Source organism: Pseudomonas sp. StFLB209, assembly GCF_000829415.1.
GTDB lineage: Bacteria > Pseudomonadota > Gammaproteobacteria > Pseudomonadales > Pseudomonadaceae > Aquipseudomonas.
This window is the reverse complement of the sequence record NZ_AP014637.1, coordinates 6,010,636-6,036,922: the sequence shown is the minus strand read 5'-3', so window position 1 is coordinate 6,036,922 and position 26,287 is coordinate 6,010,636. Positions and strand designations below refer to the sequence as shown.

18 protein-coding genes and 2 pseudogenes are annotated in these 26,287 nt (G+C 60.3%); 17 read left to right on the top strand and 3 right to left on the bottom strand.

Translation table 11 applies throughout. From position 1 onward, the window contains the following. Positions 1-286 precede the first annotated feature (286 nt). On the top strand, positions 287-3,139 hold the full coding sequence (locus PSCI_RS26770) for a DUF4214 domain-containing protein (protein ID WP_045492961.1): 2,853 nt from the start codon (positions 287-289) through the stop codon (positions 3,137-3,139). A 48-nt stretch (positions 3,140-3,187) separates the two neighbouring features. Here the strand turns inward: PSCI_RS26770 and PSCI_RS26765 are convergent, their stop codons facing one another. Further along, a complete protein-coding gene (locus tag PSCI_RS26765; protein WP_045492958.1) occupies positions 3,188-4,327 on the bottom strand; it encodes a glycosyltransferase family 4 protein in 1,140 nt (379 codons plus the stop codon). A 317-nt stretch (positions 4,328-4,644) separates the two neighbouring features. Between PSCI_RS26765 and PSCI_RS26760 the strand changes: the two genes are divergently transcribed. The 4 genes and pseudogenes from PSCI_RS26760 (at position 4,645) to PSCI_RS30380 (ending at position 7,716) form a co-directional block, all read left to right on the top strand. Next, complete coding sequence (locus PSCI_RS26760) at positions 4,645-5,853, top strand: Calx-beta domain-containing protein (protein ID WP_084710159.1); 1,209 nt, start codon at positions 4,645-4,647, stop codon at positions 5,851-5,853. A 39-nt stretch (positions 5,854-5,892) separates the two neighbouring features. Continuing rightward, the gene (locus PSCI_RS26755; protein ID WP_231906526.1) at positions 5,893-6,279 is read left to right on the top strand and encodes a hypothetical protein; all 387 of its coding nucleotides are present in this window, start codon (positions 5,893-5,895) and stop codon (positions 6,277-6,279) included. A 126-nt stretch (positions 6,280-6,405) separates the two neighbouring features. Then, positions 6,406-7,131, top strand: a pseudogene (locus tag PSCI_RS30385) (PAS domain-containing protein); the annotation flags it as partial. Beyond that, the gene (locus PSCI_RS30380) at positions 7,114-7,716 is read left to right on the top strand and encodes a methyl-accepting chemotaxis protein (RefSeq protein WP_373568481.1); all 603 of its coding nucleotides are present in this window, start codon (positions 7,114-7,116) and stop codon (positions 7,714-7,716) included. The pseudogene PSCI_RS30385 and the gene PSCI_RS30380, both read left to right, overlap by 18 nt. A 222-nt stretch (positions 7,717-7,938) precedes the next feature. On the opposite strand, the pseudogene PSCI_RS29930 reads toward PSCI_RS30380, so the two are convergent. After that, positions 7,939-8,120: pseudogene (locus tag PSCI_RS29930) on the bottom strand (transposase); the annotation flags it as partial. A 34-nt stretch (positions 8,121-8,154) separates the two neighbouring features. On the opposite strand from PSCI_RS29930, the gene PSCI_RS26745 reads away from it, so the two are divergent. After that, entirely contained in the window at positions 8,155-9,225 is a 1,071-nt protein-coding gene (locus tag PSCI_RS26745; protein WP_084710157.1) for an RNA-guided endonuclease InsQ/TnpB family protein, read from the top strand. On the opposite strand, the gene PSCI_RS26740 is transcribed toward PSCI_RS26745, so the two are convergent. Continuing rightward, positions 9,199-9,564 (bottom strand): hypothetical protein, encoded by a 366-nt coding sequence (locus PSCI_RS26740; RefSeq protein ID WP_045492927.1) that lies wholly within the window; start codon positions 9,562-9,564, stop codon positions 9,199-9,201. The genes PSCI_RS26745 and PSCI_RS26740 overlap by 27 nt on opposite strands. A gap of 3 nt (positions 9,565-9,567) precedes the next feature. Here PSCI_RS26740 and PSCI_RS26735 point away from each other — a divergent pair, with 3 nt between their 5' ends. The 11 genes from PSCI_RS26735 (at position 9,568) to PSCI_RS26685 (ending at position 26,235) form a co-directional block, all read left to right on the top strand. After that, positions 9,568-9,939, top strand: coding sequence for a hypothetical protein (locus tag PSCI_RS26735; RefSeq protein ID WP_162484330.1), 372 nt, complete (start codon positions 9,568-9,570; stop codon positions 9,937-9,939). A 144-nt stretch (positions 9,940-10,083) separates the two neighbouring features. Beyond that, a complete protein-coding gene (gene mltA / locus PSCI_RS26730) occupies positions 10,084-11,241 on the top strand; it encodes a murein transglycosylase A (protein ID WP_045492921.1) in 1,158 nt (385 codons plus the stop codon). 223 nt (positions 11,242-11,464) lie between these two features. Continuing rightward, complete coding sequence (gene bcsQ / locus PSCI_RS26725) at positions 11,465-12,580, top strand: cellulose biosynthesis protein BcsQ (RefSeq protein WP_045492918.1); 1,116 nt, start codon at positions 11,465-11,467, stop codon at positions 12,578-12,580. After that, positions 12,577-14,796, top strand: a complete 2,220-nt coding sequence (gene bcsA, locus PSCI_RS26720) for a UDP-forming cellulose synthase catalytic subunit (RefSeq protein WP_084710153.1) — start codon at positions 12,577-12,579, stop codon at positions 14,794-14,796. Before bcsQ ends, bcsA begins: the two co-directional genes overlap by 4 nt. Before the next feature lie 11 nt (positions 14,797-14,807). After that, the gene (gene bcsB / locus PSCI_RS26715) at positions 14,808-17,063 is read left to right on the top strand and encodes a cellulose biosynthesis cyclic di-GMP-binding regulatory protein BcsB (RefSeq protein ID WP_045495067.1); all 2,256 of its coding nucleotides are present in this window, start codon (positions 14,808-14,810) and stop codon (positions 17,061-17,063) included. Further along, a complete protein-coding gene (gene bcsZ, locus PSCI_RS26710; protein ID WP_045492915.1) occupies positions 17,060-18,262 on the top strand; it encodes a cellulose synthase complex periplasmic endoglucanase BcsZ in 1,203 nt (400 codons plus the stop codon). The genes bcsB and bcsZ overlap by 4 nt, the downstream gene beginning before the upstream one ends. Then, on the top strand, positions 18,241-22,311 hold the full coding sequence (locus PSCI_RS26705) for a cellulose synthase subunit BcsC-related outer membrane protein (RefSeq protein WP_045492912.1): 4,071 nt from the start codon (positions 18,241-18,243) through the stop codon (positions 22,309-22,311). The genes bcsZ and PSCI_RS26705 overlap by 22 nt, the downstream gene beginning before the upstream one ends. Before the next feature lie 18 nt (positions 22,312-22,329). Then, complete coding sequence (locus PSCI_RS26700) at positions 22,330-22,992, top strand: SGNH/GDSL hydrolase family protein (RefSeq protein WP_045492909.1); 663 nt, start codon at positions 22,330-22,332, stop codon at positions 22,990-22,992. Then, on the top strand, positions 22,989-23,654 hold the full coding sequence (locus PSCI_RS26695; protein ID WP_045492906.1) for an alginate O-acetyltransferase AlgF: 666 nt from the start codon (positions 22,989-22,991) through the stop codon (positions 23,652-23,654). Before PSCI_RS26700 ends, PSCI_RS26695 begins: the two co-directional genes overlap by 4 nt. 21 nt (positions 23,655-23,675) lie before the next feature. Beyond that, the gene (locus PSCI_RS26690) at positions 23,676-25,091 is read left to right on the top strand and encodes an MBOAT family O-acyltransferase (RefSeq protein ID WP_045492903.1); all 1,416 of its coding nucleotides are present in this window, start codon (positions 23,676-23,678) and stop codon (positions 25,089-25,091) included. A gap of 10 nt (positions 25,092-25,101) precedes the next feature. After that, a complete protein-coding gene (locus tag PSCI_RS26685; RefSeq protein WP_045492900.1) occupies positions 25,102-26,235 on the top strand; it encodes an alginate O-acetyltransferase AlgX-related protein in 1,134 nt (377 codons plus the stop codon). Positions 26,236-26,287: the final 52 nt, after the last annotated feature.

Here is a 26,287-nt window from a genome sequence, read left to right as displayed (position 1 = left end):
TATCAAGAAAGTGCCTATCTATATAGTTTTATAACTTTCAGGTATTGAGTTTTATTGGCGTCAATTGAATGGCTGTTTAATTTAGCCAGAATTGATTATGTCCTTATCAAAAACGACGTCGTTAAATATTTTTATAGAAGTTGCCTTGTCTGTTTGAGATGCTCGGAAAGCACCCTGTAACAAAAATTTTCAGGGGCGTCGCTTAGCCAACACCTAACCATTGATAAAGGATCGCCTACTCACTCGTAGAGGTGAGCCGCTGGGGCCTTTTCATCAGGAGCAACTCATGAGCTTTCAATCAGATCTGGCAGAGCTGTATACCGCCTTTTTCAATCGTGCCCCTGATGCCGGTGGCCTGGCCTATTGGGTCAACGAACTGAGCAACGGCAACATGAGCCTTGAGTCGATCTCCGCCAACTGGGCAAATGAACAGGCCGAAGCGTTGGAGAAGTACCCATCCTCCTTGTCGACGGACGCTTTTATTGAAGCGGTCTACAACAATATTTTCGGTCGCAGCGGCGACAGCGGCGGTGTGGCTTACTGGAAAACCGAGTTGGAAAACAATGGGATGAGCCGTGAGGTGTTCATCGCTGCCGTGCTCAATGGCGCCAAGGCCAACACCTCGACGCAAGGTCAGGCTGATGCGGCATTGGTCAATAACAAGGCCCTGGTAGGTGTGGCCTTCGCTGAAAAGGGCCTGACGGACCTGTCTCTGGCGGTCAAGGTGCTCAGTGCAGTATCCAGTGACGCCGATACACTCACGGCTACTCTGGATCTGATCAAGCTAGTACCTGCCGATCCTGCGGCACAGACCTCTGCCATTCTGACTCTGGTCTCATCGACACTCGACCAGGTTGCGCAATTGATCAAGACTGCGCCTGCCGAGGTCAAGAACCTGGCAACCTATCTGGAAACCGTTGTTGCCAATGTCAGCAGTGGCACCAACCTGACCACCCTGCTTACCACGATCAACACCAAGACCACTGCCGCTCTGACAGACCCGACCGCACTGGCCAATCCGGCCACACAGGCAGGTAATGATGTGGGCACTGCAACGCCGGGGACAGGCGGTGGCACTGTTACGCCGACCTTTACCGTGACTGAAACGAGTGCCGGGCATTACACCGTTGGCAACGGCAACGGAAATGTCACGTTGTCGCTGGTGAACGACAAATACGTATTCACGCCGGCGGTTGGAAGTTCGGTAAGCATCAATAAGCTGGACGTTTCCAGTTTGACTGTGGACAGTATCAAACTGTCGCCCACCACCACCGTTTACCAGTTGGGTACGAATTTCTCTGATATTGAAATCAACGGTACCGGAACGCTGGTCATTCCGTTTCTGAAAGGTGAAGACCTGTCGGTTCAGGCCGCCTCGCATATCGCCAATACCTATGACATCAAGGTAGACCTCAATAAGTTGGCAAACGTTTATGGATCTCAGGCCGATCTGCTTGCGTTCTATAACCTGGCTTCTACTGATGTGGCGGGCTTGAGTACCCTCAATGCCCGGGTGACGGAGACGTTGAATATTGCCCAACTAAGTGCTTTCGACGATCAGATTTCAGGGCCGGTGCTGGCGACCAGCATCCTGGACACGGCAACCGCGCTGAAGACCAATACCACTTATGTAAAAGGTCCTGTGAATCTTGAAGTTTCCGGTCCGGTGACGTTGGCTGACCTGAATGCACTGGGCATCAAGATTACCGGTACGGTTTCGTTCGAGACCCTATCGTCCACTGCCTCGGCGCTGATAAAAGCCACGTTTACCCCTGGTACCGGCACCGTCACGCTCACTGACCTTGATCTGAACGGTAACGTGCTGGGTGTTGTGCTTACCGCCAAGCAGTTTAATGTGCTCAAGACGTTGGTCACCACTCAGGCCTGGTACGCCGACGTCGAAGACACGGCGCTGAATCTTCTGCAATTGACCCAAGGTGAGACGCGCAATACCAACAGTCTGACACTCGTCAATGATGCGGCAGGAACCCTGACGGTTCAGCAGCGCAGCGACCTGGCCAAGATGATTTATGACCCGAATGACACAGAGTGGACTTACAGCCTGAGCGACACTGCCAAGAACCTGCTCGCCAGTAAAATCAATGACGCTACTGTTCTTGCCGGGGCTGAGCATATTACCGTTGTGCCGGCAGGCCCGATCAGTATCGCAGACTACAATGAGCTTCAAAGCACCGTTAATCTGTCATTTCCCAATAGTGGCATTGTCCTGCGCGATACCCTGACAAATCTGGGCGCGTCAGCGCTGACGAGCTCGCATGACTATATCATTGCTGATTCAGTGGCCAATCTTGATGTGCCTGTGAGCACTGGCACGAGTCTTGTGATCGACGCCCAAGGGTTTGTAGTCGCAGACAGCATTGCAAACATCACCGCCGCGCAAACCAATAACAGTTCGATTTTCAATGCGCCTGGTTATACGGGTGTCATCCTTTCAGACACCATCAGCAATCTGGTGGTCCCGCAAAGTTTGCAAGGCCAGAATGTCGTGGGCGTCAAGGTCGTTGATTTTGTGGCCGGTGGCGTGGTCACGGCTTTAGAAGGTTTTGTCTTGTCAATTGCTGAAAATAGCAATGAGTTCATCAATAACTTCTCGGTGTCAGGAGCCGTTACCGATGTCAGCAACTTGCCAGAATATGGACTGAAATATGCCAGTGCTCTGGCACTGCAGGCTACAGCAGGCAATGATGCGCTCAATGGCAACATTTCCGATGGCAAGATCACTGTCACGTACACGTCTGCCGCACAGGCTGACACATTCAGTTTCTCTCAGGGGGCCTTCAAGGCGGCAGACGGTAGTTTTGATACCTACTCGGCGTTTTATGGCAGTTTAGCTGACTCTAATCGGGACCATATTAATCTGAGCAGCTTCCAGTTGAGCAACAATGATTCTCAAGCGTTGCAACAGGGCAGCATCACCACGGTCAGCAATGGCGGCTATGCGTTCGTCAAGGGTATATACGCCGACGGCGAGTTTGTGGCTTCGCAAAACGGTAACTCTGAGGACACGCTTGTGGTGTGGGATGCTGACACCGGATCAGGTATCGAACAGGTTGCGATCGTTCTGGTCGGGCAAAGTCCAAACAATGCTGGAGCCATTGTCAACTTGGGATTGGTTTGAGGCCGGGGGGGCTTGTCTGAAAGACAAGCCCCCAGGGGTTGCGGTGCGTTAGCCCCGTACCTTGTGATAAACCGCCAGGGTCTGACGCGCGCATTCTTGCCAGGTGTACTGGCGTGCGCGTTGCAGACCGCGCTGGACCTTTTCTTCACGGGCCTGTGGCTGGTTCAGCAGGTCCTGCATGGCAGCGCTGATACTCTCCACGCTGTAGGGGTCGACAGCCCAGGCAGCATCGCCCGCCACTTCAGGCACCGAAGTACTGTTGGAGGCAATCACCGGGCACTGCGCGGCAAAGGCTTCGATCACCGGCAGGCCAAAACCTTCATACAGTGAGGGGAACACCAGCGCGCTGGCACTCTGTAGCAGGGCCATGACTTCGGTTTGTGGCAGGTAGCTGAGCCAGCGGCCTTCACCTTGTTGTTCCAGCTGTGCCAGTTGCGGCAGCAGCTCTTCGTTATTCCAGCCGTCACGACCCACAATCACCAGCGGGTGTTCCTTGCGCAGCGCCTGCGGCAGCTGTTTGAACGCTTGCAGGATGCGCGGCAGGTTTTTGCGTGGCTGCAGAGTGCCGACGAACAGGAAGAAGCCGGGCTTGAGGCCGTGCTTATTCAGTACGGCTTCTTTGTGCTGCTCTGCGATCTGCTCGAAATAAACCGGTTCGACCCCAAGCGGGGTGACGCTGATGCGCTCCGGGGCGATTTTCAGGTGCTCGACCATGTCCTGTTTGCTGTATTCGGAGATGGTGATGATGTGATCGGCCTTGAGAATCGCTGTTTTGAACAGCCAGCTTTTGAGGCTGCGCAGGTCGTTCTTGATCCACTCGGGGTGCAGCATGGGGATCACATCCATGATGGTGGCCACCGTGGGCACCCCGGCAATACGCGGGATGTGGTGGTCAGTGGCATGGAACAGGTCAATGTCCTGGGCGATGGCGCGAGAGTTGGCCAGGGGCAGCTTGAGAATACCGCTGAGCAGGGCGTGTACCGGGAAGCGTTCGGCAAGTTGCTTCGGTGTGCCACACGCCATGTTTGGCAAGTCACGACCGAAGGCATAAGGGCTGAGGCTGTCGCCTGTCTGTTGGGTGATCTCGCCCAGGCCATTCCACAATGCACGGGAGTAAGTGCCGATGCCATCCAGGTGACCAGCGCGTTCGCCGCCTGCCCAGACCGTACAACTCAAGCCAATCTTCATTCTGTGATTTATCTCGATTCAATGATGGCTGGTTCATTCGACGGCAGACTTTTAACAAGTCTTCAGCCGATGCCAGCGTGTGCATATATGCAACTTGATCAGGGCGCGGAGCCTAACACGACTGGGGCTTAAAGGCATTTTCCAGGCCAGTGGAGAACGGCACCTTAACTTTAGCGTTAGCTCTTTAGCGTTATACCGTTTGGCGGATAACTAAAGAGATGATGGCACCGTGACGCCAATCCGACGACCAGCACTCCCTTGCGTAATGGCAAATCGACACAATCGCGGCCATCACAACCAGCACCGGGTATTGATTCATGGTCTCGACGGTCACCTCCTACACGGATTCTCGCAACAAGGCAGCGCCAGGCCAGGGATATGATGGCGTTGTAAAGGTTTCCACAGGAGGTGTTTACGGAACCGGCGTGCTGCTCTACGGCGGCCAGGCGATTCTCACGGCGGCGCATCTGTTCAAGCCGGGCAATTCGCAAAGTACCGTGACCTTCGAGACCTCGGCTGGCACCAAGAGCATGAGCTCAAGCAAGGTCACGATCTTGCCGGGTTATGACGCTGCCAACCTGAACAACGATATGGCCATTGTCTGGCTCAACGGCCACGCCCCGGTGAGCGCCGAGCGTTATGACATCTACCGCAATACCGACGAGATCGGCCAGGCCATGACCATCATCGGTTACGGCAAGCCAGGTACCGGCGCCGCCGGGATGTCCAGCAGCTACTCGTCGGCGCCGATTCGCCAGAAGGCAATGAATACTTTTGATGCCGATGCGGCTGCACTCAAAGCCAAGGCCGGCGGCTATCTGCCTTTCTCACCCAAGGCCGGCACCCAATTGATCGCCGATTTCGATAATGGCAGCAGCAATCAGGATGCTTTGGGGCGCTTTCTCAATCTCAAGCACACCGGGCTTGGCCAGAATGAAGGCATGCTCAGCAGCGGTGACAGTGGCGGACCTGCTTTCATTGGCAACAAGGTGGCCGGCATTGCCAGCTACATCAGCACCCTGAGCCTGGGCAATGTACGCCCTGACATCGACAACAGCCTTAACAGCAGCTTTGGTGAGTTTGCCGCCTGGCAGCGGGTCAGCGCCCAGCAACAGTTCATCGACCAGGCCATTCGTGCCAGCTACACCGATGCGCCGACCAAGATGTCCGAAGTCAAGCAGAAGGTGGTTGAGGGGCAGGCCGGTACGTTCACCAATGCCTATTTCATGGTCGAGCTCACCACGCCAAGGAAAGACCCCAACAAGCTCATCAGCCTGAACTTCACTACCCGTGATGGCACTGCCAAAGCCGGTGAGGATTACCTGGCCAACAAGGGCACCCTGGTGTTCTACCCGAATGAAACCAAAGCCGTGGTGGCGGTCGAGATCGTGGGCGATAACAAACTGGAGTCCAACGAAACCTTCTACATGGACTTTACTAACCCCTCAGGCGCAGCGTTCGACAACGGGGCATTGGTTTTGACCGGCATGCGCACCATCCTCAATGATGATGTCTGGCTGGTTTAAGCGAACAGGGTGTTGACGCGGCAGAGCGGTCTTAGCATTGTGGCCGCCTCTGTCATTGAGCCTGTTATCGAGAACCCTATGAAGAAAGCCTTTGCCATCGTTGGTCTTTCGTTGGTGTTCATGCCAACCGCGCCTGCTGCTGCGGCAACGATCCAGATTCAGAACCAGTCATCCTGGGATATCCACGAAATCTATTTCGCGCCCTCCAGTCAAGGCGACTGGGGCGATGATCACTTGGGCAAGCAAGTACTCAAAGCCGGCATGACCCTTAGCGTCAGCAACGTGGAAGCAGGCCTTTGGGATGTGCGCCTGGTGGATGAGGATGAAGATGAGTGTGTGATTCAAAGGCAGCAGATCAGTACCTCGCAGGCCTTCGTGATCGATGATGAGGACTTGCTCAACTGTCAGGCTGATAGCGATCAGTGACAGGACATTTTATGGCCGCTTTCAAACCCCGTTTTCGGGGTTTTTTTATGTCCGGATGCATGAGTTGAATAAACCCCGTCTACGCTTGCCAATAGCAGAGGGTCCACTCCAACGATCGGTGTCGCTATGTTCAATACCCGCTTGAAAACGGAAGTCCAGGCGCTGCATTCCGAATTGTCGATGTTCCAGCAATTGCAAAAAGGCATTGATGCATGTCTGGTGCATATCATCCTTGATGCCCAATACAATGTTATTGAGGCCAATGACAATTTCCTGCGTATGTTGGGTTATCGCGCCGAGCAGGTGGTGGGCAAACCACTGGATCAGTACATCCCGGCCTATGTCAAACAGCTCGACTGTTACCGCAATCTGGTGGCGTCGGTGCAGAAGGGCGAGCCGGTGACCGACACTTACCGCTTTCTGCGAGCCGATGGCAGCCTGGCCTGGATCCGGGCCGTATGGCAGCCGCTGCAGGACGCTCGCGGTCAATTGACAGGCATTCATTGCCTGGGTTCGGACATTACCGAGTCGGTGGACACCGCCGCCGAAAACGCGGCGTTCATCCAGGCGCTATTGCGCTCTACGGCAGTGATCGAGTTCGACCTGAGCGGCCATGTGCTCAAGGCCAATGAGCAGTTTTTGCGTGGCATGGGCTACAACATGGCGCAGATCCGCGGCAAGCATCACAGCATGTTCTGTGAGCCCGCCGAAGTGGCGTCCAATGCTTACCGGGAGTTCTGGTCGACCCTTAACCGGGGTGAGTTCGTGGCCAGCCGTTTCAAGCGCATCGACAGCCATGGCCGCCCGGTATGGCTGGAGGCGACCTATAACCCGGTGCACGATGCTCAGGGCAAGCTGTACAAGGTGGTCAAGTTCGCCACCGTGATCACGGATCAGGTCGCCCGCGAAGAGGATGTCAGCCAGGCGGCGAGTATCGCGTTCGATATTTCCCAGCGCACCGACGTCACTGCCCGGCGCGGCGCCGAAGTGGTGCAGAACACCGTGCACACCATGCGGCGGATCTCGGAAGAAATGCAGTCGGCCTCTGCCGGTATCGAGGCGCTGGGCAAGCAGTCGTTGCTGATCAGCTCCATCGTGCAAACCATCGGCGGGATTGCCCAGCAAACCAACCTGTTGGCCCTCAACGCCGCCATCGAGGCGGCCCGTGCCGGCGAGCAGGGCAGGGGCTTTGCCGTGGTCGCCGACGAGGTCCGGCAACTGGCCGGGCGCACCAGCGCGGCCACCGAAGAGATTGTCAGCGTGGTGCAGCAGAACCAGTCGCTGACCGACGAAGCCGTGCGCGGCATGGCCAACAGTCGCGGCCAGGCCGAACAAGGACTGGCGCTGGCCAATGAGGCAGGGTCGGTGATTGTCGAGATTCAGGATGGGGCGCAGCAGGTGGTCAATGCGGTGGGGCGCTTTGCCAGTCAGTTGTAGGGGCGCACGAAGAATTATCGGAAGTGCCCTTCAGGAGAAAGAGAGATGTCTTGCATTCTAGCCTTGTACAAGCGTGCAAAATCGCCAATGCAAGGCACCCACTGATCCGGTTCGCGGCACTTTCGGCTGGGGAGGAATGCTAATCTCACCATATGCGCGAGAAGCCTCGGGGTTTAGCCCGAGGTCGAGAGCGCGGACGCCGCAGGCGTCCTGGTTGGGAGTCTACTGTTCTTCGATGTATTGGCGCAGGATTTCAATCGGCGCACTGCCGCAGCTAGAGGCGAAGCAGGATGGCGACCAGAGGACACCCCTTCGCTTGAGCCAGGGGTGGAAATCCCCGAACTGCTCACGCAGCCGTCTGGATGATACCCTCTGAGTGAAGCCACCCGATTCGACAACGCCACCCATAGCTTGAAAGACCAAACCATAATTCATGCCATGACCCACACCAAGACCCTCAAGCTCCGAATCAAAGACAAGCACGCGAAAACGCTGCTTGCGATGGCGCGCGAGGTCAATATGGTGTGGAACTACTGCAATGAAACGAGTCATCGCGCCATCCGGGAACGCCACCAGTGGCTCTCCGGTTTTGACCTGCAAAAGCTGACCAATGGATTAAGCAAATGCGACGGCGTGCAGACCGGCTCGCCAACCGTGCAGCAGGTTTGCGAGGACTACGCCAAGGCACGCAAGCAGTTCAAGCGTTCCAGGCTCAATTGGCGGGTGTCCAGCAGGAGCAGCCCCAAATACAGCCTGGGCTGGATTCCATTCAAGGCTCGTGCCTTGCAATACAAGAACGGTCAGGTTCAGTTCGCCGGGTTCAGGTTTGGCCTGTGGGACAGCTACGGTTTAAGCCAGTACGCCCTGCGGGCCGGCAGTTTCAGTGAAGATTCCAGGGGGCGCTGGTATCTCAATATCTGCGTGCAGGTTGAGAGCAAGCCGTGCAGCGGCATTGCCGCAGTTGGCATCGACCTGGGCCTTAAAGCGGCGGCGACAACGTCTGAGGGCCAAGTGCTGATAGGGCGCCAATATCGCACCCTGGAGCAGAAGCTGGGCATCGCTCAGCGTGCTGGCAAGAGGGCACGTGTTCGCGCCCTCCATGCCAGGATCAGGAACCGGCGCAAGGATGCGCAACACAAGTTCTCAACCGCTCTGGTTGAGCGCTGCGCCGCCATTTTCGTTGGCGATGTAGCCAGCGCAAAACTCGTAAAGACTCAAATGGCCAAATCCACGCTTGATGCAGGATGGGGCCAACTCAAGACAATGCTGGAGCAGAAATGCCAACGGGCAGGCGTTGTTTTTGAGGTTGTAGCCGAGCGCTATACCACCCAGACCTGCTCGTGCTGTGGAAGCATTTCCACCAGCAGTCCGAAAGGTAGAGCCGGTTTGCGAATAAGAGAATGGACCTGCGTGTGCTGCGGTACAGCCCACGACCGCGATGTGAACGCGGCCCGGAACATTCTTGCGGCGGGGCATCGCCGTCTAGCTGTAGGAATCCCCGCTCTTTAGGGCGGGGAGGATGTCAACGTTGTCCACCGCCGAATAAACACTGCACACCAGAGCCACTTTGCCACCCAGCTTGCGCGAGATCTGCGGATTGATTTCGACGCTTTCAGTGCCCGGCGCCGAAGCACTGGCGCTGACCACATCGCCGGTATGAAACACGAACGGGTCCAGATCGAAGGCGCAGCGCCTGGCCGGTGCGTGGATGAGCGACATCTGACCGTCGGGACGCAGAATACCGACGCGCAAGTCCAGATCATCGTTGTCGTTGCCATCGCCGTTATCGATCCAGGTCGCGCTGACCTTGATCGAGCGTGGCGCCCCCGGCCCCTTGTCCAGCGACACCTTATGCGTAACACCCGGCTTGTCCAGAGTGATGTGTCGGTGGGCTCGCTCAAGCCCAGAATGCGTATGGAGTACGGTGATCAAGTGGTGGAGTGCGCATACGAGTTCGAGCTTGAGCAGAAAGTGCAGAAGGGCTTTTTCGGCCGCAAGACCATCGTCTCGACCTATCCAGACAGTTACACCTATGTTATTGGCCTGATCGAGATTGATGATCAGCAGATCGTTCTCAGTCCTTCAGGCGTGACGGCAGAGCCGGGCAGCGAGGCGACCCCTTGGCTGACCTGGAGTAACGGCAAGGTGCTGCTGAGCATGGACGGGCCGGAAGTGTTTAAAGGGGAGCCGATCGATCCTGATCAGGATAAGCAGTACATCTGAATCAGTCGATAAGTCCCAAACAGGGACTTATCGTTCCCTTTTGGAGACCGGGTGGTGATTCATTCATCGGCCTGAAGTCTTTAACCTGTGCTAACCAGCCCTATTCAGACACAATGAGCGCTTTTTGTTGTAGGACCGTTCTGAATGTCTGTCTTTTCTGCGTCCTGGCGTCAGGCGCTGGTGGTTGCCCTGGCTGTTTTGCTGGCCGCGTGTGACAACACCGACAAGCCTGCTCAACCACAAAAGCCTGTTGAACCGCCGCACACCACTTACCGTCAGGCCGGCTGGGATGAGCTGCCGGCGGTGACCGATGCCGATCTGCAGGCTGGTTTTGCCGCTTGGCGCAGCGCCTGTACCCGACTCAAGGCTGACCCGGTGTGGGGGGCGCCTTGTGCATCGGCGGCCAGTCTGGCCGCGGCGCCGTCTGCGGCTGAGATCCGGACCTTTCTGCAGGCGACGTTGCAGGTTTATAGCCTGCGTGCCGATGGCGGCAGTGCCGATGGTCTGATCACCGGTTATTACGAGCCGGTCTACCCAGGCAGCCTGACCCGTACCGAACAGGCCCAGGTGCCGGTGTATGGCATTCCTGATGATCTGGTGGTGGTCAATCTCGACAGCCTGTACCCCGAACTCAAGGGCAAGCGCCTGCGTGGCCGGGTCGAGGGCCGGGTACTCAAGCCTTATGACGATGCCGCGACGATCAATGCCAATGGCCTGGATGCGCCGGTGATTGCCTGGCTCACCGACCCCATGGATTTGCAGTTCCTGCAGATCCAGGGTTCGGGCCGGGTTCGTCTGCCTGATGGTACTCAAGCACGTCTGGCCTATGCCGATCAGAATGGCCACCCGTATCGCGCCATCGGCCGCTGGCTGGTCGAGCAGGGCCAGTTGCAGAAAGAAGACGTGACCATGGGCAGCATTGCTGCCTGGGCCAAGGCCAACCCGCAACGAGTTCCCGAGTTGCTGGCCAGCAACCCGAGCTATGTGTTCTTCACCCGTAACCCGGACAGCAATGAAGGGCCGCGTGGTTCGTTGAACGTGCCTTTGACCGCCGGCTACAGCGTGGCTATCGACCGTAAAGTGATTCCGTTGGGCAGCCTGCTGTGGCTGTCGACCACGCGCCCCGACGGGACAGCGCTGATACGCCCTGTTGCTGCTCAGGACACTGGCGGTGCGATTGCCGGTGAAGTGCGCGCGGACCTGTTCTGGGGCACCGGTGAGGCCGCCGGGCATCTGGCGGGGGACATGAAGCAGAAGGGCAATGTGTGGCTTTTGTGGCCCCAAGGCGTGGCGTTGCCGTGATTAACCTGACGTTACCAACGGCGTATGGGTTAGAGATTTAAACAGGACTTTGACTTGTTTTTTGTCGTCAAAAACATGGCGATAAATGAATGAATCTTTTTCCGACAAGCTGTATCAAAGACGCCAGTAACAATATATTGACACTGTCATACTGATATTACACATTACTGTTTAATGCTTTCTCACAGGGTCATTCCCTGGGCCTTCTGATAGGACGAAGTGCATGAGTCGCGCCGACGATATCGCCAGATTGTTCCAGGGAATTGGAGCAAGTACAGACGGATATCTGGACATGGACAGCCACTTCGATTATCCGGAAACCACAGTGACGCCCTTGCGACCTTTGCGTGCGGTCAGCGAGGCGTCTTCGCCTGCGTCCGCGCAAAGCCCGTCGCTGCCGACGGCGTCGCTTGAGCCGCCCTCTGCATCGCCTGCGGTGATATCAGCATCGCTCAGCTCGCTGCTGGCCGAAGCTGCCCGTGCCCGTGAAGCGAACGCCGGTATCGGCGATGAGGTTTACACGCAGCCGCAGCACACAAGACCCGTTCCTGAAATCAAGGCGCGGGTAATTGCTGTCGTCTCGGCCAAGGGCGGGGTAGGCAAGACGACTTTGAGCGCCGCATTGGCCAGCCTGTTGCAGTTGCCTGGTGGCCGGACACTGGTCGTTGAACTCGATCCGCAGGATGCTTTGCGTCATCACTTGTTGGGCGGTACTGAACAGGGCGGTCTGGTCAATGGCCGTTTGCGTGACGAGGACTGGAACAGCCTGTTGCTGCCGGGCACTGCCAACACCTGGGTGCTGCCTTACGGTTCGCATAGCGCTGAGCAGCGCCGCTCGCTCAAACAGGCAATGGATGAGGACCGGCATTGGCTGGCCCGGCAGATCGAGCGTATGCAACTGGGCGAGCATGACGTGCTGGTGCTGGATGTGGCCACGGGGCCGTCGCGCTATCTGGAGCAGGCACTGGATGTTGCCGATCAGGTACTGGCCGTGGTGAACACCGACGCCGCCTGTTACCAGACCCTGAATGTCATGGAGCAGTGGCTGGCACCTCTTGCCAGCAAGCCTCGGCCACCGGCCTGTCATTACGTGATCAACCAGTTCGATGCCACGCGGGCGTTCAGTTGTGACATGCACCAGGTGCTGCTGCGTCGTCTCGGTGAGCAACTGCTGGGCTGGGTACGGCTCGATTACAGTCTGGCTGAAGCGCTCGCCTATGGTACATATCCGCTGCTGGCCGAAACGCCGACCCAAGGTGTCCAGGACCTGCACGCGCTGGGGCAGCAACTGACCACTCGGCTCATGGAACAGGCCCGTGCAGAGTCCAGCCTTTCATGAGCGAAGCGCAAACCGAAGTGCCTGGATTGCGGGCACGAATCTGCCGTGGCCTGACGGGGTTGCCGGAGCGTCTTGATGCGCTGTCGGCACGGGTGCGTCTAATCCTGAAAGTCGCAGGCGCCTTGGTGGGGGCGGCGCTGTTTGTGTTTGTGGTCTCGGCGCCCTTCGATCTGCAGGCTCAGGCCAGTTTCGGGGTCATGTGTTTTATCGCCGCGTTGCTGTTGCGCCGTATTGGCGGTCGTCTGGCGATTCTGGCGATGATTGTCCTGTCGCTGGTCATGTCACTGCGCTACGTGTATTGGCGGGTGACCTCGACGCTGGGCTTTGAGAACTGGGTCGACATGCTGTTTGGCTACGGTCTGGTGCTGGCCGAGCTGTATGCGCTGATTGTGCTGCTGTGCGGCTACCTGCAAACCTGCTGGCCGCTGCAACGCGAGCCGGTGCTGATGAAGGGCCATCCGGATAGCTGGCCGGTGGTGGACTTGTTCATCCCCACTTACAACGAAGCGCTGTCGATCGTAAAGCTCACCATCTTTGCTGCGCAGGCCATCGACTGGCCTCGGGACAAGCTGCGCGTGCATGTACTCGATGACGGTCGCCGCGAGGACTTCCGGCAGTTCTGTGCCCAGGTCGGGGTCAATTACATCACCCGTGACAACAATCGGCATGCCAAGGCCGGTAACCTCAATGAAGCGCTGAAGGTCACCGACGGCGAATACGTCGCGATTTTTGATGCCGACCACGTGCCGACCCGTTCTTTCCTGCAACTGTGCATGGGCTGGTTCCTCAAGGACCCGAAGCTGGCAATGCTGCAGACCCCGCACTTCTTCTTTTCTCCGGACCCGTTCGAAAAGAACCTCAACACTTTCCGCGCGGTGCCTAACGAAGGCGAGCTGTTCTATGGCCTGGTCCAGGACGGCAACGACCTGTGGAACGCGGCGTTCTTCTGTGGCTCTTGTGCAATCATCCGTCGCAAGCCTCTGGAGCAAATCGGCGGAGTGGCGGTCGAGACCGTGACTGAGGATGCCCATACGGCGCTCAAACTCAGTCGGGCCGGTTACAACACCGCTTACCTGGCAATCCCGCAGGCGGCAGGCCTGGCTACTGAAAGTTTGTCGCGGCACATCAGCCAGCGAATTCGCTGGGCGCGAGGCATGGCGCAGATCTTCCGCACCGATAACCCCTTGCTGGGCAAGGGGCTGAAAATGGGCCAGCGGTTCTGTTACCTCAATGCCATGCTGCACTTTTTCTATGGCTTGCCGCGCCTGGCGTTTCTCACCGCGCCGCTGGCCTTTCTGTTTTTCGATGCGCGGATTTTCCAGGCTTCGGCCTTGATGATCACCGTGTATGTGTTGCCGCATATCCTGCATGCCAGCATTACCAACTCGACCATGCAGGGGCGCTTTCGTCACTCGTTCTGGAACGAGGTCTACGAGACGGTGCTGGCCTGGTACATCATGGGCCCGGTGCTCATGGCCCTGATCAACCCCAAGTTCGGCGGCTTTAACGTGACCGACAAGGGCGGGATCATCGACGAGAAGTTCTTCGAATGGAAACTGGCCCGCCCCTACATTGTGTTGCTGGGCCTGAACCTGGCCGGCCTGCTGTGCGGCATCGTGATGCTGATCCAGGGCAGTAACGAGGAGGGCGCCACGGTCACGATCCTGATCAACCTGGCCTGGACGCTCTACAACATCATTATTGCCGGCGCCGCTGTGGCGGTGGCCAGTGAGACCCGCCAGGTACGTAACGAGCCGCGCGTCGCGGCCAGCCTGCCGATGCGTTTGCAGCGCGCCGATGGCAGCAGCCTGGATGCCACGACCCTGGACTTCTCGCAGAACGGCCTGGGCTTGCGCTTGCCCGAAGGGCAGAGCCTGACGCGCGGTGAGGTCGTGCAGATCGGCCTGTTCCGCAAAGACCAGCTCAGCCAGTTTCCCGCCACGGTGGTGTTCTGCCGCGATTCGTTGATCGGTGTGCAGTTCAATCAGTTGACCCTGCGCCAGCAGAGTGACCTGGTGCGCCTGACCTTTTCGCGGGCCGACACCTGGGCCGCCACTTGGGGCCATGGCCTGATCGATACCCCACTCAAGGCCCTGCGCGAGGTCTGCAGCGTCAGCCTGCGCGGTGTTCGCGAACTGTTCACGGCCACCCGCCATGCCTGGCGGGCCCGACGCGCACTGAATACGGCGCCCGCCACTCTTACGGAAAAATCATGATGTCCAAGCCAATGCAAAGCCGCTACGCAGGGCCTGCTTCTCGCTACCTGACGGCGTTCATGTCGTCCTTGCTGTTGCTCGGTGGCAGCACGCAAGCCTTGGCCGACGTGGCCGGTCCTGTGGCGCCGCTGATGCAAGGCGAGGGGTATCGCGTGAGCCTCAAGCAGTTGGGGCGTAATTATCCGATGATCCTGAAGGGCATCGAGTCGGCCGATACGGTCAACTTCAACGTGCGTGCCGATCAGGTGGTTACCGGCGCGCGGCTGACCCTGGAGTATTCCTATTCACCGGCATTGCTGGCCGACATGTCGCAGCTCAACGTGATGGTCAACGACGAGGTCGCCGCCAGTTTGCCGCTGGTCAAGGAGGGGGCCGGCAAACCGCAGAAGCAGCTGATCGAGATCCCGGCGCACCTGATCACCGAATTCAACCGCCTGAGCTTACAATTTGTCGGGCATTACACCATGAGCTGTGAAGACCCGATGCACAGCAGCCTGTGGGCGCGGGTCAGTCCTGCATCGACGCTGGAGTTGCAGACCCAGCCACTGAATCTGCCTGACGATCTGTCGATCCTGCCGCTGCCGTTCTTCGATCGCCGCGACATGCACCCGGTGACTTTGCCGTTTGTGTTTGCTTCGGGGACCGATAATGCCACCCTCGAAGCCGCTGGCGCGTTGTCGTCCTGGTTCGGTGCCCAAGCCAGTTATCGCGGGGCGAGTTTTCCGGTCAGCCTGAACGAACTGCCTGCCAGCGGCAACGCGGTGGTGCTGCGTGTGGCCACCAGCGCCGGGACCCTGGGCAACAGCCCTGTACCGGCGCCCAGCGGCCCCAGCGTGGCGTTGATGGCCAACCCCAACGACCCTAACGGTAAGCTGCTGTTGATCAGCGGCCGGGACGCCAAAGAACTGAAAACCGCGGCGACCGCAGTGGTGGTCGGCAGCCATGCCCTGAGCGGCAGCCAAGTGGTCATCAGCCAGCTGGAAACCCTGCAGCCGCGCAAACCCTACGATGCGCCAAACTGGGTCCCCTCTGATCGCCCGGTCAAGCTCGGCGAACTGATCGAGGCCAAAGCTCTCAACGTTTCTGGCTACAACCCCAACACCATCAGCGTACCGCTGCGGCTGCCGCCGGATTTGTTCAACTGGCGCCAGGAAGGCGTGCCGCTGGATTTGAAGTACCGCTACACCCCGCAGTCGCGCAAAGGCAACTCGTCGCTGATCGTCAGCTTCAACGACACGTTGGTCAAATCCGAGAACCTGCCATCGACCGAGCAGCTCGACAGCAGCCTGCTGGGCAAGATCCGCGATGAGGTATTGCCGCGTGATACCCGAGCCCGCCTGCCGCTCGAAGCGCTGAGCCTGCAATCGCGCCTGCAGTTCCGTTTCATGTATGAGTTCATGCGCCAGGGTGAGTGCGGCGACATCATCATCGATAACATGCGCGGCAGCATCGACCCTGAATCGACGGTCGACCTGAGTGGCTACGATCACTTTATGGCCATGCCCAACCTGGGCGTTTTCAAGGATGCCGGCTTCCCCTTCACACGCCTGGCCGATCTGTCGCAGAGCGCCGTGGTGCTCCCCGACAACGCAGGTATCGAAGAGCTGGGTGCCTACCTGGATATCCTTGGCCGTTTTGGTGAGTCCACCGGTTACCCGGCCACCGCAGTGACCGTGACCCAGGCCGCGCAAGTCAGCCAGGTGGCCGACAAAGACCTGCTGGTGCTGGCTTCCGGTGCCAATCAACCGTTGCTTGAAACCTGGGCCGAGCGTTTGCCGGCGCAGGTCAATGGTAACCAGAGCCGGGTCGAACTGTCGGACCTGGCGTTCAAGGTGCGCAGCTGGTTCAGCTCTGATCCGGAGGCCAACCTGCGCCGGGCGCGGGTGGCCATGTCGTTCTCGGCCGAGCAAGGCAGTTCGTTCCTGACCGGCTTTGAGTCGCCGCTCAAGGGCGGCCGCAGCGTGGTAGTGATTGCCAGCAGCCGGCCGCAGGATCTGGCTGATGTGACTCGTGCGCTGGTGGGGGGCGAGGACTACACCCAGGCGATCCAGGGCAGCCTGGTGGCGGTGCGTGGCAAGTCGGTTCAGGCGTTGGTGGCTGACGAGCAGTACTACATTGGCCAGTTGGGCGCTGTGCGCTACGTGCAATGGATCCTGTCGCGTAACCTGGCGGTGTCGCTGTTGGTCACCGGCCTGAGTGTCGCGGTGCTGGCGGGGCTGGCGTTTCTGGCGCTGCGTGCCCGGGCACGCCGCAGGCTCGACCCGTGAGTCGGCTCAAGGCCTGGCTGGCCGGCACTCTGTTACTGGTGTTGAGCAGCTCTCTGGTGCAAGCGGCGCCTCGCTGCGATAGCAGCCTGTGGCCGTTGTGGCAGACCTTTCGCGAGCACTTCGTGCAGCCTGACGGCCGCGTGCTGGATGCCAGTACGCCGCAGCAGCACAGCTCCTCCGAGGGTCAGTCATACGCGATGTTTTTTGCGCTGGTGGCCAACGACCGGTCGAGTTTCGACCTGATGTGGCGCTGGGCGCAGAACAACCTGGCGGGCGATGACATTGCCCATAAGCTGCCTGGCTGGTTCTGGGGCAAGGATGAGCAGGGCGTCTGGCGCTTGCTGGATGACAACTCGGCCTCGGATGCTGACCTGTGGTTCGCCTATGCGCTGTTCGAGGCCGGGCGGCTATGGCAAGACCAGCGCTACACCGAGGCGGCGCGCCAGTTGCTGACCAATATCAAGGCTCAGGAAATCGAGACCCTGCCGGGCCTGGGCAAGATGCTGATGCCGGGGTTTCGCGGTTTCATCAAGCCGGACCTGAACCAGCCTGACCTGTGGCAGCTCAACCCCAGTTACCTGCCAGTACCGCTGCTGCGGCGCCTGGCGGTAGTGGATGGCAACGGCCCGTGGACCGAGATCGCCAACAATACCCTGACCCTGATGCAGGCTGTGGGGCCCAAGGGCTTCATCGCCGACTGGGTGAGTTATCGTGCCAGCGGCGCCGATCAAGGGCAGTTCATTGTCGACCCGGTCAAAGGTGAACTGGGCAGTTACGACGCGATTCGTGTCTACCTCTGGGCCGGTATCACGGCGGCTGAAGATCCGCTGGCCAGGCCGATGCTCGCGGCCCTCAATGGCATGAGCGTCGCCACCGTGCAAAGCGGCGTGCCACCGGAAAAAATTCAAACCCGTAGCGGTGCCTTCAGTGCCCAGGGTGGTTTTGGGTTTTCGGCGGCCCTGTTGCCGTACTTCCAGGCGTTGGGCAACACGGCGCAAGTTGACGCACAGACGCTACGCTTTCGGCAGGGCATGGCCCAGAGCCTGACACCTGAAGCGCTCAAGGCCGCCCAGCCACCTTATTACCATTTTGTACTGAGCCTGTTTGCCTTGGGCCACATCGAGAAGCGTTACCGTATGGACGCTGACGGCCTGTTGCAGACCGCTTGGGGGACGCCATGCGCACGCCTCGCACCGTAATGCTTTCCGGGGTCCTGGCGACCCTTTTCAATGCCGGCGTGTATGCCGCGCCGCTGACTCCGGCCGGCCAGGCGCTGCTGGAACAGGGCCGTTACTGGCAGAACCAGAACGACCCGCAACGCGCCACAGAAGTCTGGAAAAAACTGCTGCTGATCGACCCGCAGCAGATCGATGCGCAGTACGGTCTGGGCCTGTTGGAACTCAAGGCCAAACGCACCGCCGCTGCTACCCGTTATCTGGAACAGATGCGCAGTGCTCATCCCGGTGACCCGCTGACGTTGCAACTGGAACAGGCCATTGCGCTGACGAGTGGCGATGCCAGCCAGCGTCTGGAAAATGCCCGTCTGGCAGCGCAGAACGGTGAGCTGGACAAGGCGGTCGGTCTGTACCGGCAGTTGTTTGCCAACAAACCGCCCCAGGGTGAACTGGCTCTGGAGTTCTACAGCTACCTGGGCTACACCCGCACCGGCTGGAACGAGTCGCGCCAAGGCCTGGAGCGTCTGCTGGCCCAGGAGCCGGACAACGCCAAGGTCAAGCTGGTGCTGGCCAAGCTGCTGATCCGCAATGAGACCACTCGTGTCGATGGCATCAGGCGTCTGGCGCAATTGTCGACAGTCCCGGAACTGGGCGGCGAGGCCACTGAAAGCTGGCGCCAGGCGCTGGTCTGGCTAGGCGCGCCGCGACCGGCCGAGGTCGCGCTGTTCGAGGCCTACTTGAAGGCCAACCCCGATGACTCTGAGCTCCGCGAGCAGATGCAGGGCAAGGGCGCTGCGGCCGCACAGGTGCAGCAGAACCCGCATCTGGCCCGTGGTTTCAAGGCGCTGCAGGACAACCAGCTGGATGTCGCCGAACAGGCCTTTCAGGCGCGTTTGAAAGAACAGGCACAGGACGCCGATGCCTTGGGCGGTATGGGGCTGGTCCGTCAGCGTCAGGGGCGTTTTAACGAGGCCAACGAACTGCTGGGCCGCGCCGTGGCGCGCAGCGGCAATGCGCGCTGGCAGACGGCGCTGGATGCCAACCGTTACTGGGCCTTGCTGGGCCAGGCCGGCACGGCGCGGGCCGATAAGGACCTGCAACGGGCGGCAAACCTGTTGCAACAGGCGATTGCCCTCAAGCCCCGGCAGATTGAAGGCCATGTAGCGCAGGGCAGCCTGCAGGCTGAGCAGGGGCGGTTCGATGACGCCCAGGCCAGCTATCGCCAGGCGCTGGCGCTGGATGCGGCCAATCCCGACGCTTTGATGGGCATGCTCACGGTGCTGACCCAAAGTGGCCAGACCGCAGAGGCCCAGCGTCTGATCGACGGCCTGAGCGCCGCCCAGCAACAGCGCCTGGGCGATCTACGGCCGCTACGCGCGGCCCTGGCCGCTGGCCAGGCGCGCAACGCCGAACTGCGTGGCGACCTTCGCTCGGCGCTGGCTGCCCAGCAGGATGCGGTGCGCAACGAGCCGAAGAATGCCTGGCTGCGCAACGACCTGGCGCGCCTGTACCTGCTCGACAATGCGCCGGACAAAGCCCGTCAGGTCATCGATGACCTGCTCAAAAACGATTCGGCCAATCCTGAAGCGTTGTACGTGGCGGCACTGGTGGCGGCGCGGATGAGCGACTTTCCGGCGGCGCAGCGTCATCTGGAGCGGATCCCGGCGGCGCAGCGCACCCCTGCGATGCAGAGCCTGGCCAGTGACTTGCGCGTGCAGAGCCTGATTACCCAGGCCGGCGAACAGGTGCGCAAGGGCAACCGCCAGGCTGCTGTGGACCTGCTCAGCCGCGCCGAAACCAGTGCCCGTGACGAGCAACTCAGTGCTTTGGCCAATGCCTGGATCGAAGCCGGGCAGCCCGAGCGAGCCTTGCAACTGTTGCGTCAGGCTCAGGAACGCAGCCCCTCACCAACCCCGGAGCTGCGTCTGGCCTATGCCGGTGCGTTGCTCAAAAGTGGCGATGATGTGCAGGTCAACCAGATCCTCAACGAGTTGCAGAACCGCAACCTGACGCCTGCGCAGCGGCGCAGCTATGACGATCTGCTGTTCCTGTACCGGGTCCGTCAGGCCGATCTGTTGCGTGACCAGGGCAATCTGGTCGCCGCTTACGACACCCTGGCGCCGGCCCTGGAGCAACGCCCGAATGACCCGCTGGCCGGTGCTGCCCTGGCGCGTATGTACCTGGCCAACAACGATCCGCACAAGGCGGTTGCACTGTATCAGCCGTTGCTGGCCAAGTACCCGCGTGATGCCAGCTTGCAGATCGGCATTGCTCAGGCCTGGAACCAGTTGGGCGAGTCGCGCAAGGCCGAGAAGGCCGTCGATGAAGCTGTGGACCTGGCGGGCAACGATCCGCAGATCCTGTTGACCGCCGCCGGGCTGCTGCGCGCCCAGGGCAAGACCTCACGTGCCGCTGAGTTGTACAGCCGCGCCCTGGCCTTGCAGGAGCCGCTGCACCAACCGGGAGTTAATCCGTTTGCCAAGGCGACCGCCAGCAATCCCTTTGTCGGTCAGCCTGGCCAGCGCGGTCAGTCGCGGCTGGCCCAGCAGGGCAACCTGAATCAGATTCCGGAACCGGCCGAAGTTCAGGCCGCGGCAGTTGAGCCAGTGGCCCCGGTTGCCGTACCGGTGCCGCAGTTTGCCGCCGCACAAGCGCCAGCCCGCTACGCTACACCCGATAGCTACGCGGCGGGCTATGCCGCCGGTTATGCCGCTGTAGCCCAGGCGTCGGCCCCGCCCCCGCGTGAACCGGCAACCGTGCGCAAGGCGGCGCCCGTGCCGGTTGACCCTTGGCAGCAAGCGCGTCAGAGCCTGGAGCAGATTCGCCAGGAGCGCAGCCCCAGCGTGACTCAAGGCGTCAGCTATCGCAGCAACAACAGCGAGTCCGGGCTGGGCAAGATGTCCGAAGTCCAGGCTCCCCTGGAAATTCGGATGCCGCTTGGCGATGACCGGCTGGCGCTGCGTGTGACCCCAGTGTCACTCAATGCCGGTTCGGTTGACGACACGGCCGCATTTCGTTTTGGCAGCGGGCCGACCCTGTCACCCTTGCAGAACCTCAGCGGTCTGACCGCCGTACAGACCGCAGCCGCTCAGGAAGCACTGGGCGCGGACGTGGATTTGCGCGGTGCTTCGGCGGCCGGGATCGGTCGCCAGAAAGACAGCGGCGTGGGGCTGGCCGTGGCCTATGAAAGTCCTTCGCTGGGCCTCAAGAGCGATCTGGGCACCAGCCCGATAGGCTTTTTGTACAGCACCGTGGTCGGAGGCATCAGCCTGGAGCGGCCGTTTGTCGAGGGCGGTGACTGGCGTTACAGCATCAATCTGTCGCGGCGTCCGGTCACCGACAGCCTGGCCTCCTTTGCCGGCGTTCAGGACCGGCGTACCGGCGTCGAGTGGGGCGGTGTCACCGCTAATGGCGGGCGTGTACAACTGAGCTACGACAATGGCCATTTCGGCACCTATGGTGTGGCCGCCGTGCATGAACTGGTGGGGCATAACGTCGCTGACAACCAACGCCGCGAGGGCAGTGCCGGCGCTTACTGGTACATCTTCAACGACGATAGCAAGCAGTTCACGGTCGGGGTCAACCTGACCGCCATCGGTTTTGACCAGAACCAGAACTTCTATACCTATGGCCACGGTGGTTATTTCAGCCCGCAGGGCTTCTATGCCCTCAGTGCGCCGATTGGTTGGTCGCAGCGTTCCGGCCGGCTGAGCTACTCGTTGCGTGGTGCACTGGGTGTACAGCATATCCAGCAGGATGGCGCGGACTTCTATCCCAACGACAAGGCCTTGCAGGCGAGTCTTGAAGCGACGGCGCAAAACCTGGCCGGCGCCGGGCTTGGCGTGTCAACCCAGTACGCCGGGCAGAGCAAGACCGGGGTGGGTTACAACCTGGCCGCAGCGGCCGAGTACCAGATGGGCGACAACTTCTTCCTGGGTGGCCAGTTCGGTCTGGATAACGCCCGTGATTACCGACAATGGAGCGGCGGTTTGTACCTGCGCTACATGTTCGAAGACTTCAGCGGGCCGATGGCCTTGCCGGTCAGCCCTTACCGTTCCCCTTATTCGAATTAGCAGCAGGAGTAGTACGCAATGGCAACAGCATCGGTCCTGGCGGGCCTGACGATCCTGATGATTGGCGACAGCCACCTGGCGACCCCCGATTACCTGATCGGCAGCCTGCACGACAGCCTGGTCCAGCAGGGCGCCAAGGTCCACACCCTGGGCATCTGCGGCGCCAACGCCGGTGACTGGCTGCAGGCCACACCAGGCACCTGTGGCGGTGCCGAGCGCCGTGGCAGCGAAAAGACCGTGGTGTTGGGCAGCAAAGCGGCGACCGTACCAATCAGCCAGTTGCTGGCCGCCGACAAACCGGATCTGGTGCTGGTGGTGATGGGCGACACCATGGCCAGCTACACCAAACCGGCGTTCCCTAAAGCCTGGCTGTGGCAGCAGACCACCACGTTCACCAAGGCGCTGGCGGCCAGCGGCACACGCTGCGTCTGGGTCGGCCCGAACTGGGGCACCGAGGGCGGCAAGTACGGCAAGACCTTCGCCCGGGTCGAGATGACTTCGAAGTTTCTGGCCAGCAACGTTGCCCCTTGCAGCTACATCGATTCGCTGCAGTTCTCCAAACCGGGCCAGTGGGCCACGGTGGATGGCCAGCACTTGACCGGTCCTGGCTACAAGACCTGGAGCGATAACATCGGCAAGGCGTTGGTGCAGGCGCCTGCGGTCAAGGAACTGCGGCCATGATCCGGCCACTGGCAGCGCTGCTGCTCTGGCCGATGCTGGGTGGCGTCGCGCAGGCGGCCGAGATTGCCCTGTACCCCAGCGGCCCGGCTGAAGACTCAGCGTTCATCCGCTTCGTCAATGCCAGCGCCGCGCCGCTGGAGGTCGTGGCCCGTGAAGGACAGAAACCGCTGCGCCTGGAGGCGGAGCAGCCGTCGGCCTTTTTTCCGGTACAGGCCAAAGGGGCGGTTGAAGGCACGCTGATCAGTGGTGCGCAACGGCTGGCCATGGCGCAGGCGGTCGAACCCGGCGAGTTCGCCACGGTGGTGGCCCTGGCCAAGGCCGATGGCAGCCTGCGTCAGGTCGCGGTGCGCGAAGCACCGGATGACTTCAATGCGCTGAAGGCTTCGCTGGCGTTCTTCAGCCTCGACGCCAGTTGCGCCGAGGCAAGCCTGCGTCCGGCCGGGCGTACGGCCGATTTGTTCAAGGCGGTGCCGGATGGCACCTTGCAGCGTCGCTCGATCAACCCGGTCAAGTTGTCGGTGCAACTGGTCTGTGGCCAGGCCAATGTCGGCGCGCCTCTGGATCTGGGTGAGCTGAAGGCGGGTGAGCGCTACAGCGTGCTGCTGTTGCCATCGACCAATGGCCCGCGCCTGTTGGCGGCTACGGATACGTTGTCCCACTGATCGAATCAGGCAGTTGTCGTCATGGTCTTCGCCTCTCTGGAGTTTCTCCTGCTGTTCCTGCCGGCGTTCATGCTGGTCTACGCGCTGGGGCGGCCGGCCTGGCGCAACACGATTCTGCTGATCGGCAGCTGGCTGTTCTACGGTTGGTTGAGCCCGTTGTTTCTGGCGCTGCACATGGTCCTGACGGTGATCGCCTGGGGCGGCGGGCTGGTCGTGGACCGCGCCCGTGAGGGGTCGAGCCGGCGCATGCGCTGGCTGGTGGGGTTGATCGTGCTCAACACTGCCGTGCTGTGCTGGTACAAGTACGCCAACATCCTGGCCCTGACTGCCAATGAGCTGATGAGCGCTTACGGTGCGATGCCGTTCGAATGGCAGCGCGTGGCCTTGCCGGCGGGGCTGTCGTTCATCGTCCTGCAGGCGATCTCCTACCTTGTGGATGTGCATCGTCACACGGTGCCGGTGGAGCGCAGCTTCATCAACTACGCCACCTACATCTCGATGTTCGGCCATTCGATTGCCGGCCCCATCATCCGTTATGACTGGGTGCGCCGTGAGCTGAACCAGCGTCAGTTCAACTGGACGCTTTTTTCCCTGGGGGCGCGGCGTTTCATGATCGGCATGAGCATGAAGGTACTGGTGGCCGACACCTTGTCGCCGCTGGTGGATGTCGCTTTTCATCTGCCGCAGCCGAGCCTGGTCGATGCCTGGATCGGTTGCCTGGCCTATTCGCTGCAACTGTTCTTCGACTTTGCCGGCTACAGCGCGATGGCGATCGGCCTGGGCCTGATGCTGGGCTTTCACTTTCCGGAGAACTTCAACCGGCCGTACCTGGCGCGCAGCATCCAGGATTTCTGGCGGCGCTGGCATCTGTCGTTGTCGAGCTGGCTGCGCGATTACCTGTACATCGGCCTGGGCGGCAATCGCCATGGGGTCTGGAACACCTACCGCAACCTGTTCCTGACCATGGTCATCGCCGGCCTGTGGCATGGCGGTGACAGTTGGAATTACCTGCTGTGGGGGGCGGCGCATGGTATCGCGCTGTGTGTCGATCGGGCCTGGGCGCATTCGAGCCTGCCGGCGATCCCCAGACCGTTGGCCCATGTGCTGACCTTGTTGTTTGTATGCCTGGCCTGGACGCTGTTTCGCTCGCCGGACTTCCATACGGCCTTGAGCATGTACGCCGGCCAGTTTGGCCTGCACGGCATTGGCCTGGGGGATGCCATGGCTGTGACCCTGCGTCCGGCGCATGGCATGGCGGCCGTGCTGGGGCTGTTGTGCATCGTGGCACCGTTGCTGCAACGCCGCACCGAACAACGCTGGGCCCAGGCGCGCTGGTTTGTCACCGGCGCGGCGGTGTGGCCGGTGGCGGGTTTCCTGCTGTCGTTCGCGTTGATCGCCAGCCGTGAAACCGTGCCGTTCCTGTACTTCCAGTTTTGAGGGCCTGTTCATGAGCCAGCCATCCAATGCACCGCTCGCGCCCACTGAACTGGCCTTGCGCAGCAGCCCTTTGGCCGGAGTGACCCTGGCGGCATTTCTGGGCATCGGCCTGCTGAGTTGTGGAGTACTGATCGCCAGCGGCAAGCTGCAATGGTTGCCGGCCAACGTCGACCGCGAGGCGCTGCTGCACGGTGAGGTGACCCATGCCCTGGCCAAGCAGTTGTCTGCCACGTTGTTGGCTGAGCAAGCGGCCAATCTGGAACGCGGCGCCAGTTGGCTGTTGTTGCAAGACAGTGGCCCGCGGGTCCGCCAAGGCTGCCCTGGCTGGCTGTTCCTGACCGATGAACGACGCATCCAGCGCAATGCCCAGGCCAACGCCCAGCGCAAAGCCCAGGCGGTGATCGAACTCAAGCAGCGGCTGAAGGGGCAGGGTATCGACCTATGGGTGGCGGTGGTCCCGGACAAGAGCCGCATCGCCTCAAGCCAGTTGTGCGGGCTGTATCGCCCTGAGCAATTACAGTCACGGATCAGCGATTGGACCCGCCAGTTACAGAGCGCAGGCGTCACCACCCTGGACCTGACCTCGAGTTTGCAGCCGTTGGGTGAGGCAGCGTTTCTGCGCACCGACACCCACTGGAGCGAAACCGGTGCCAACGCTGCCGCCCTGGCGTTGGCGCGGCAGATAAAAGAGTCGGGCTTCAGGGCCAGCCCGCAGCGTGACTTCGACACTCGCGTAGCACCTGCCGCGCCGCGCCCCGGTGATCTGGTCCGCCTGGCCGGTCTCGACTGGTTGCCGCTGTCGCTACAGCCCACGCCGCAAAGCGTGGCCGAAACCACCATCAGTGAACAGGCGAAAGCGGCCCAGGGTGACGCTGACAACCTCGATGATTTGTTCGGTGATGCTGAACTGCCCAACATTGCGCTGATCGGCACCTCGTTCTCGCGCAACTCCGGATTCGTGGGCTTTCTGCAACGGGCGCTGGGGGCGCCGATTGGCAACTTTGCCAAAGACGGCGGCGAATTTTCCGGCGCGGCCAATGCCTACTTCAGCAGCCCGGCCTTTACCCAGACCCCACCGAAACTGGTGCTTTGGGAGATACCCGAACGGGACTTGCAGACGGCTTATGTGCCGTTGAAGCCCTGATAACGGGGGCTGTAGGCCTGCTACCTATATTTATAGCTAACTAGATATATTG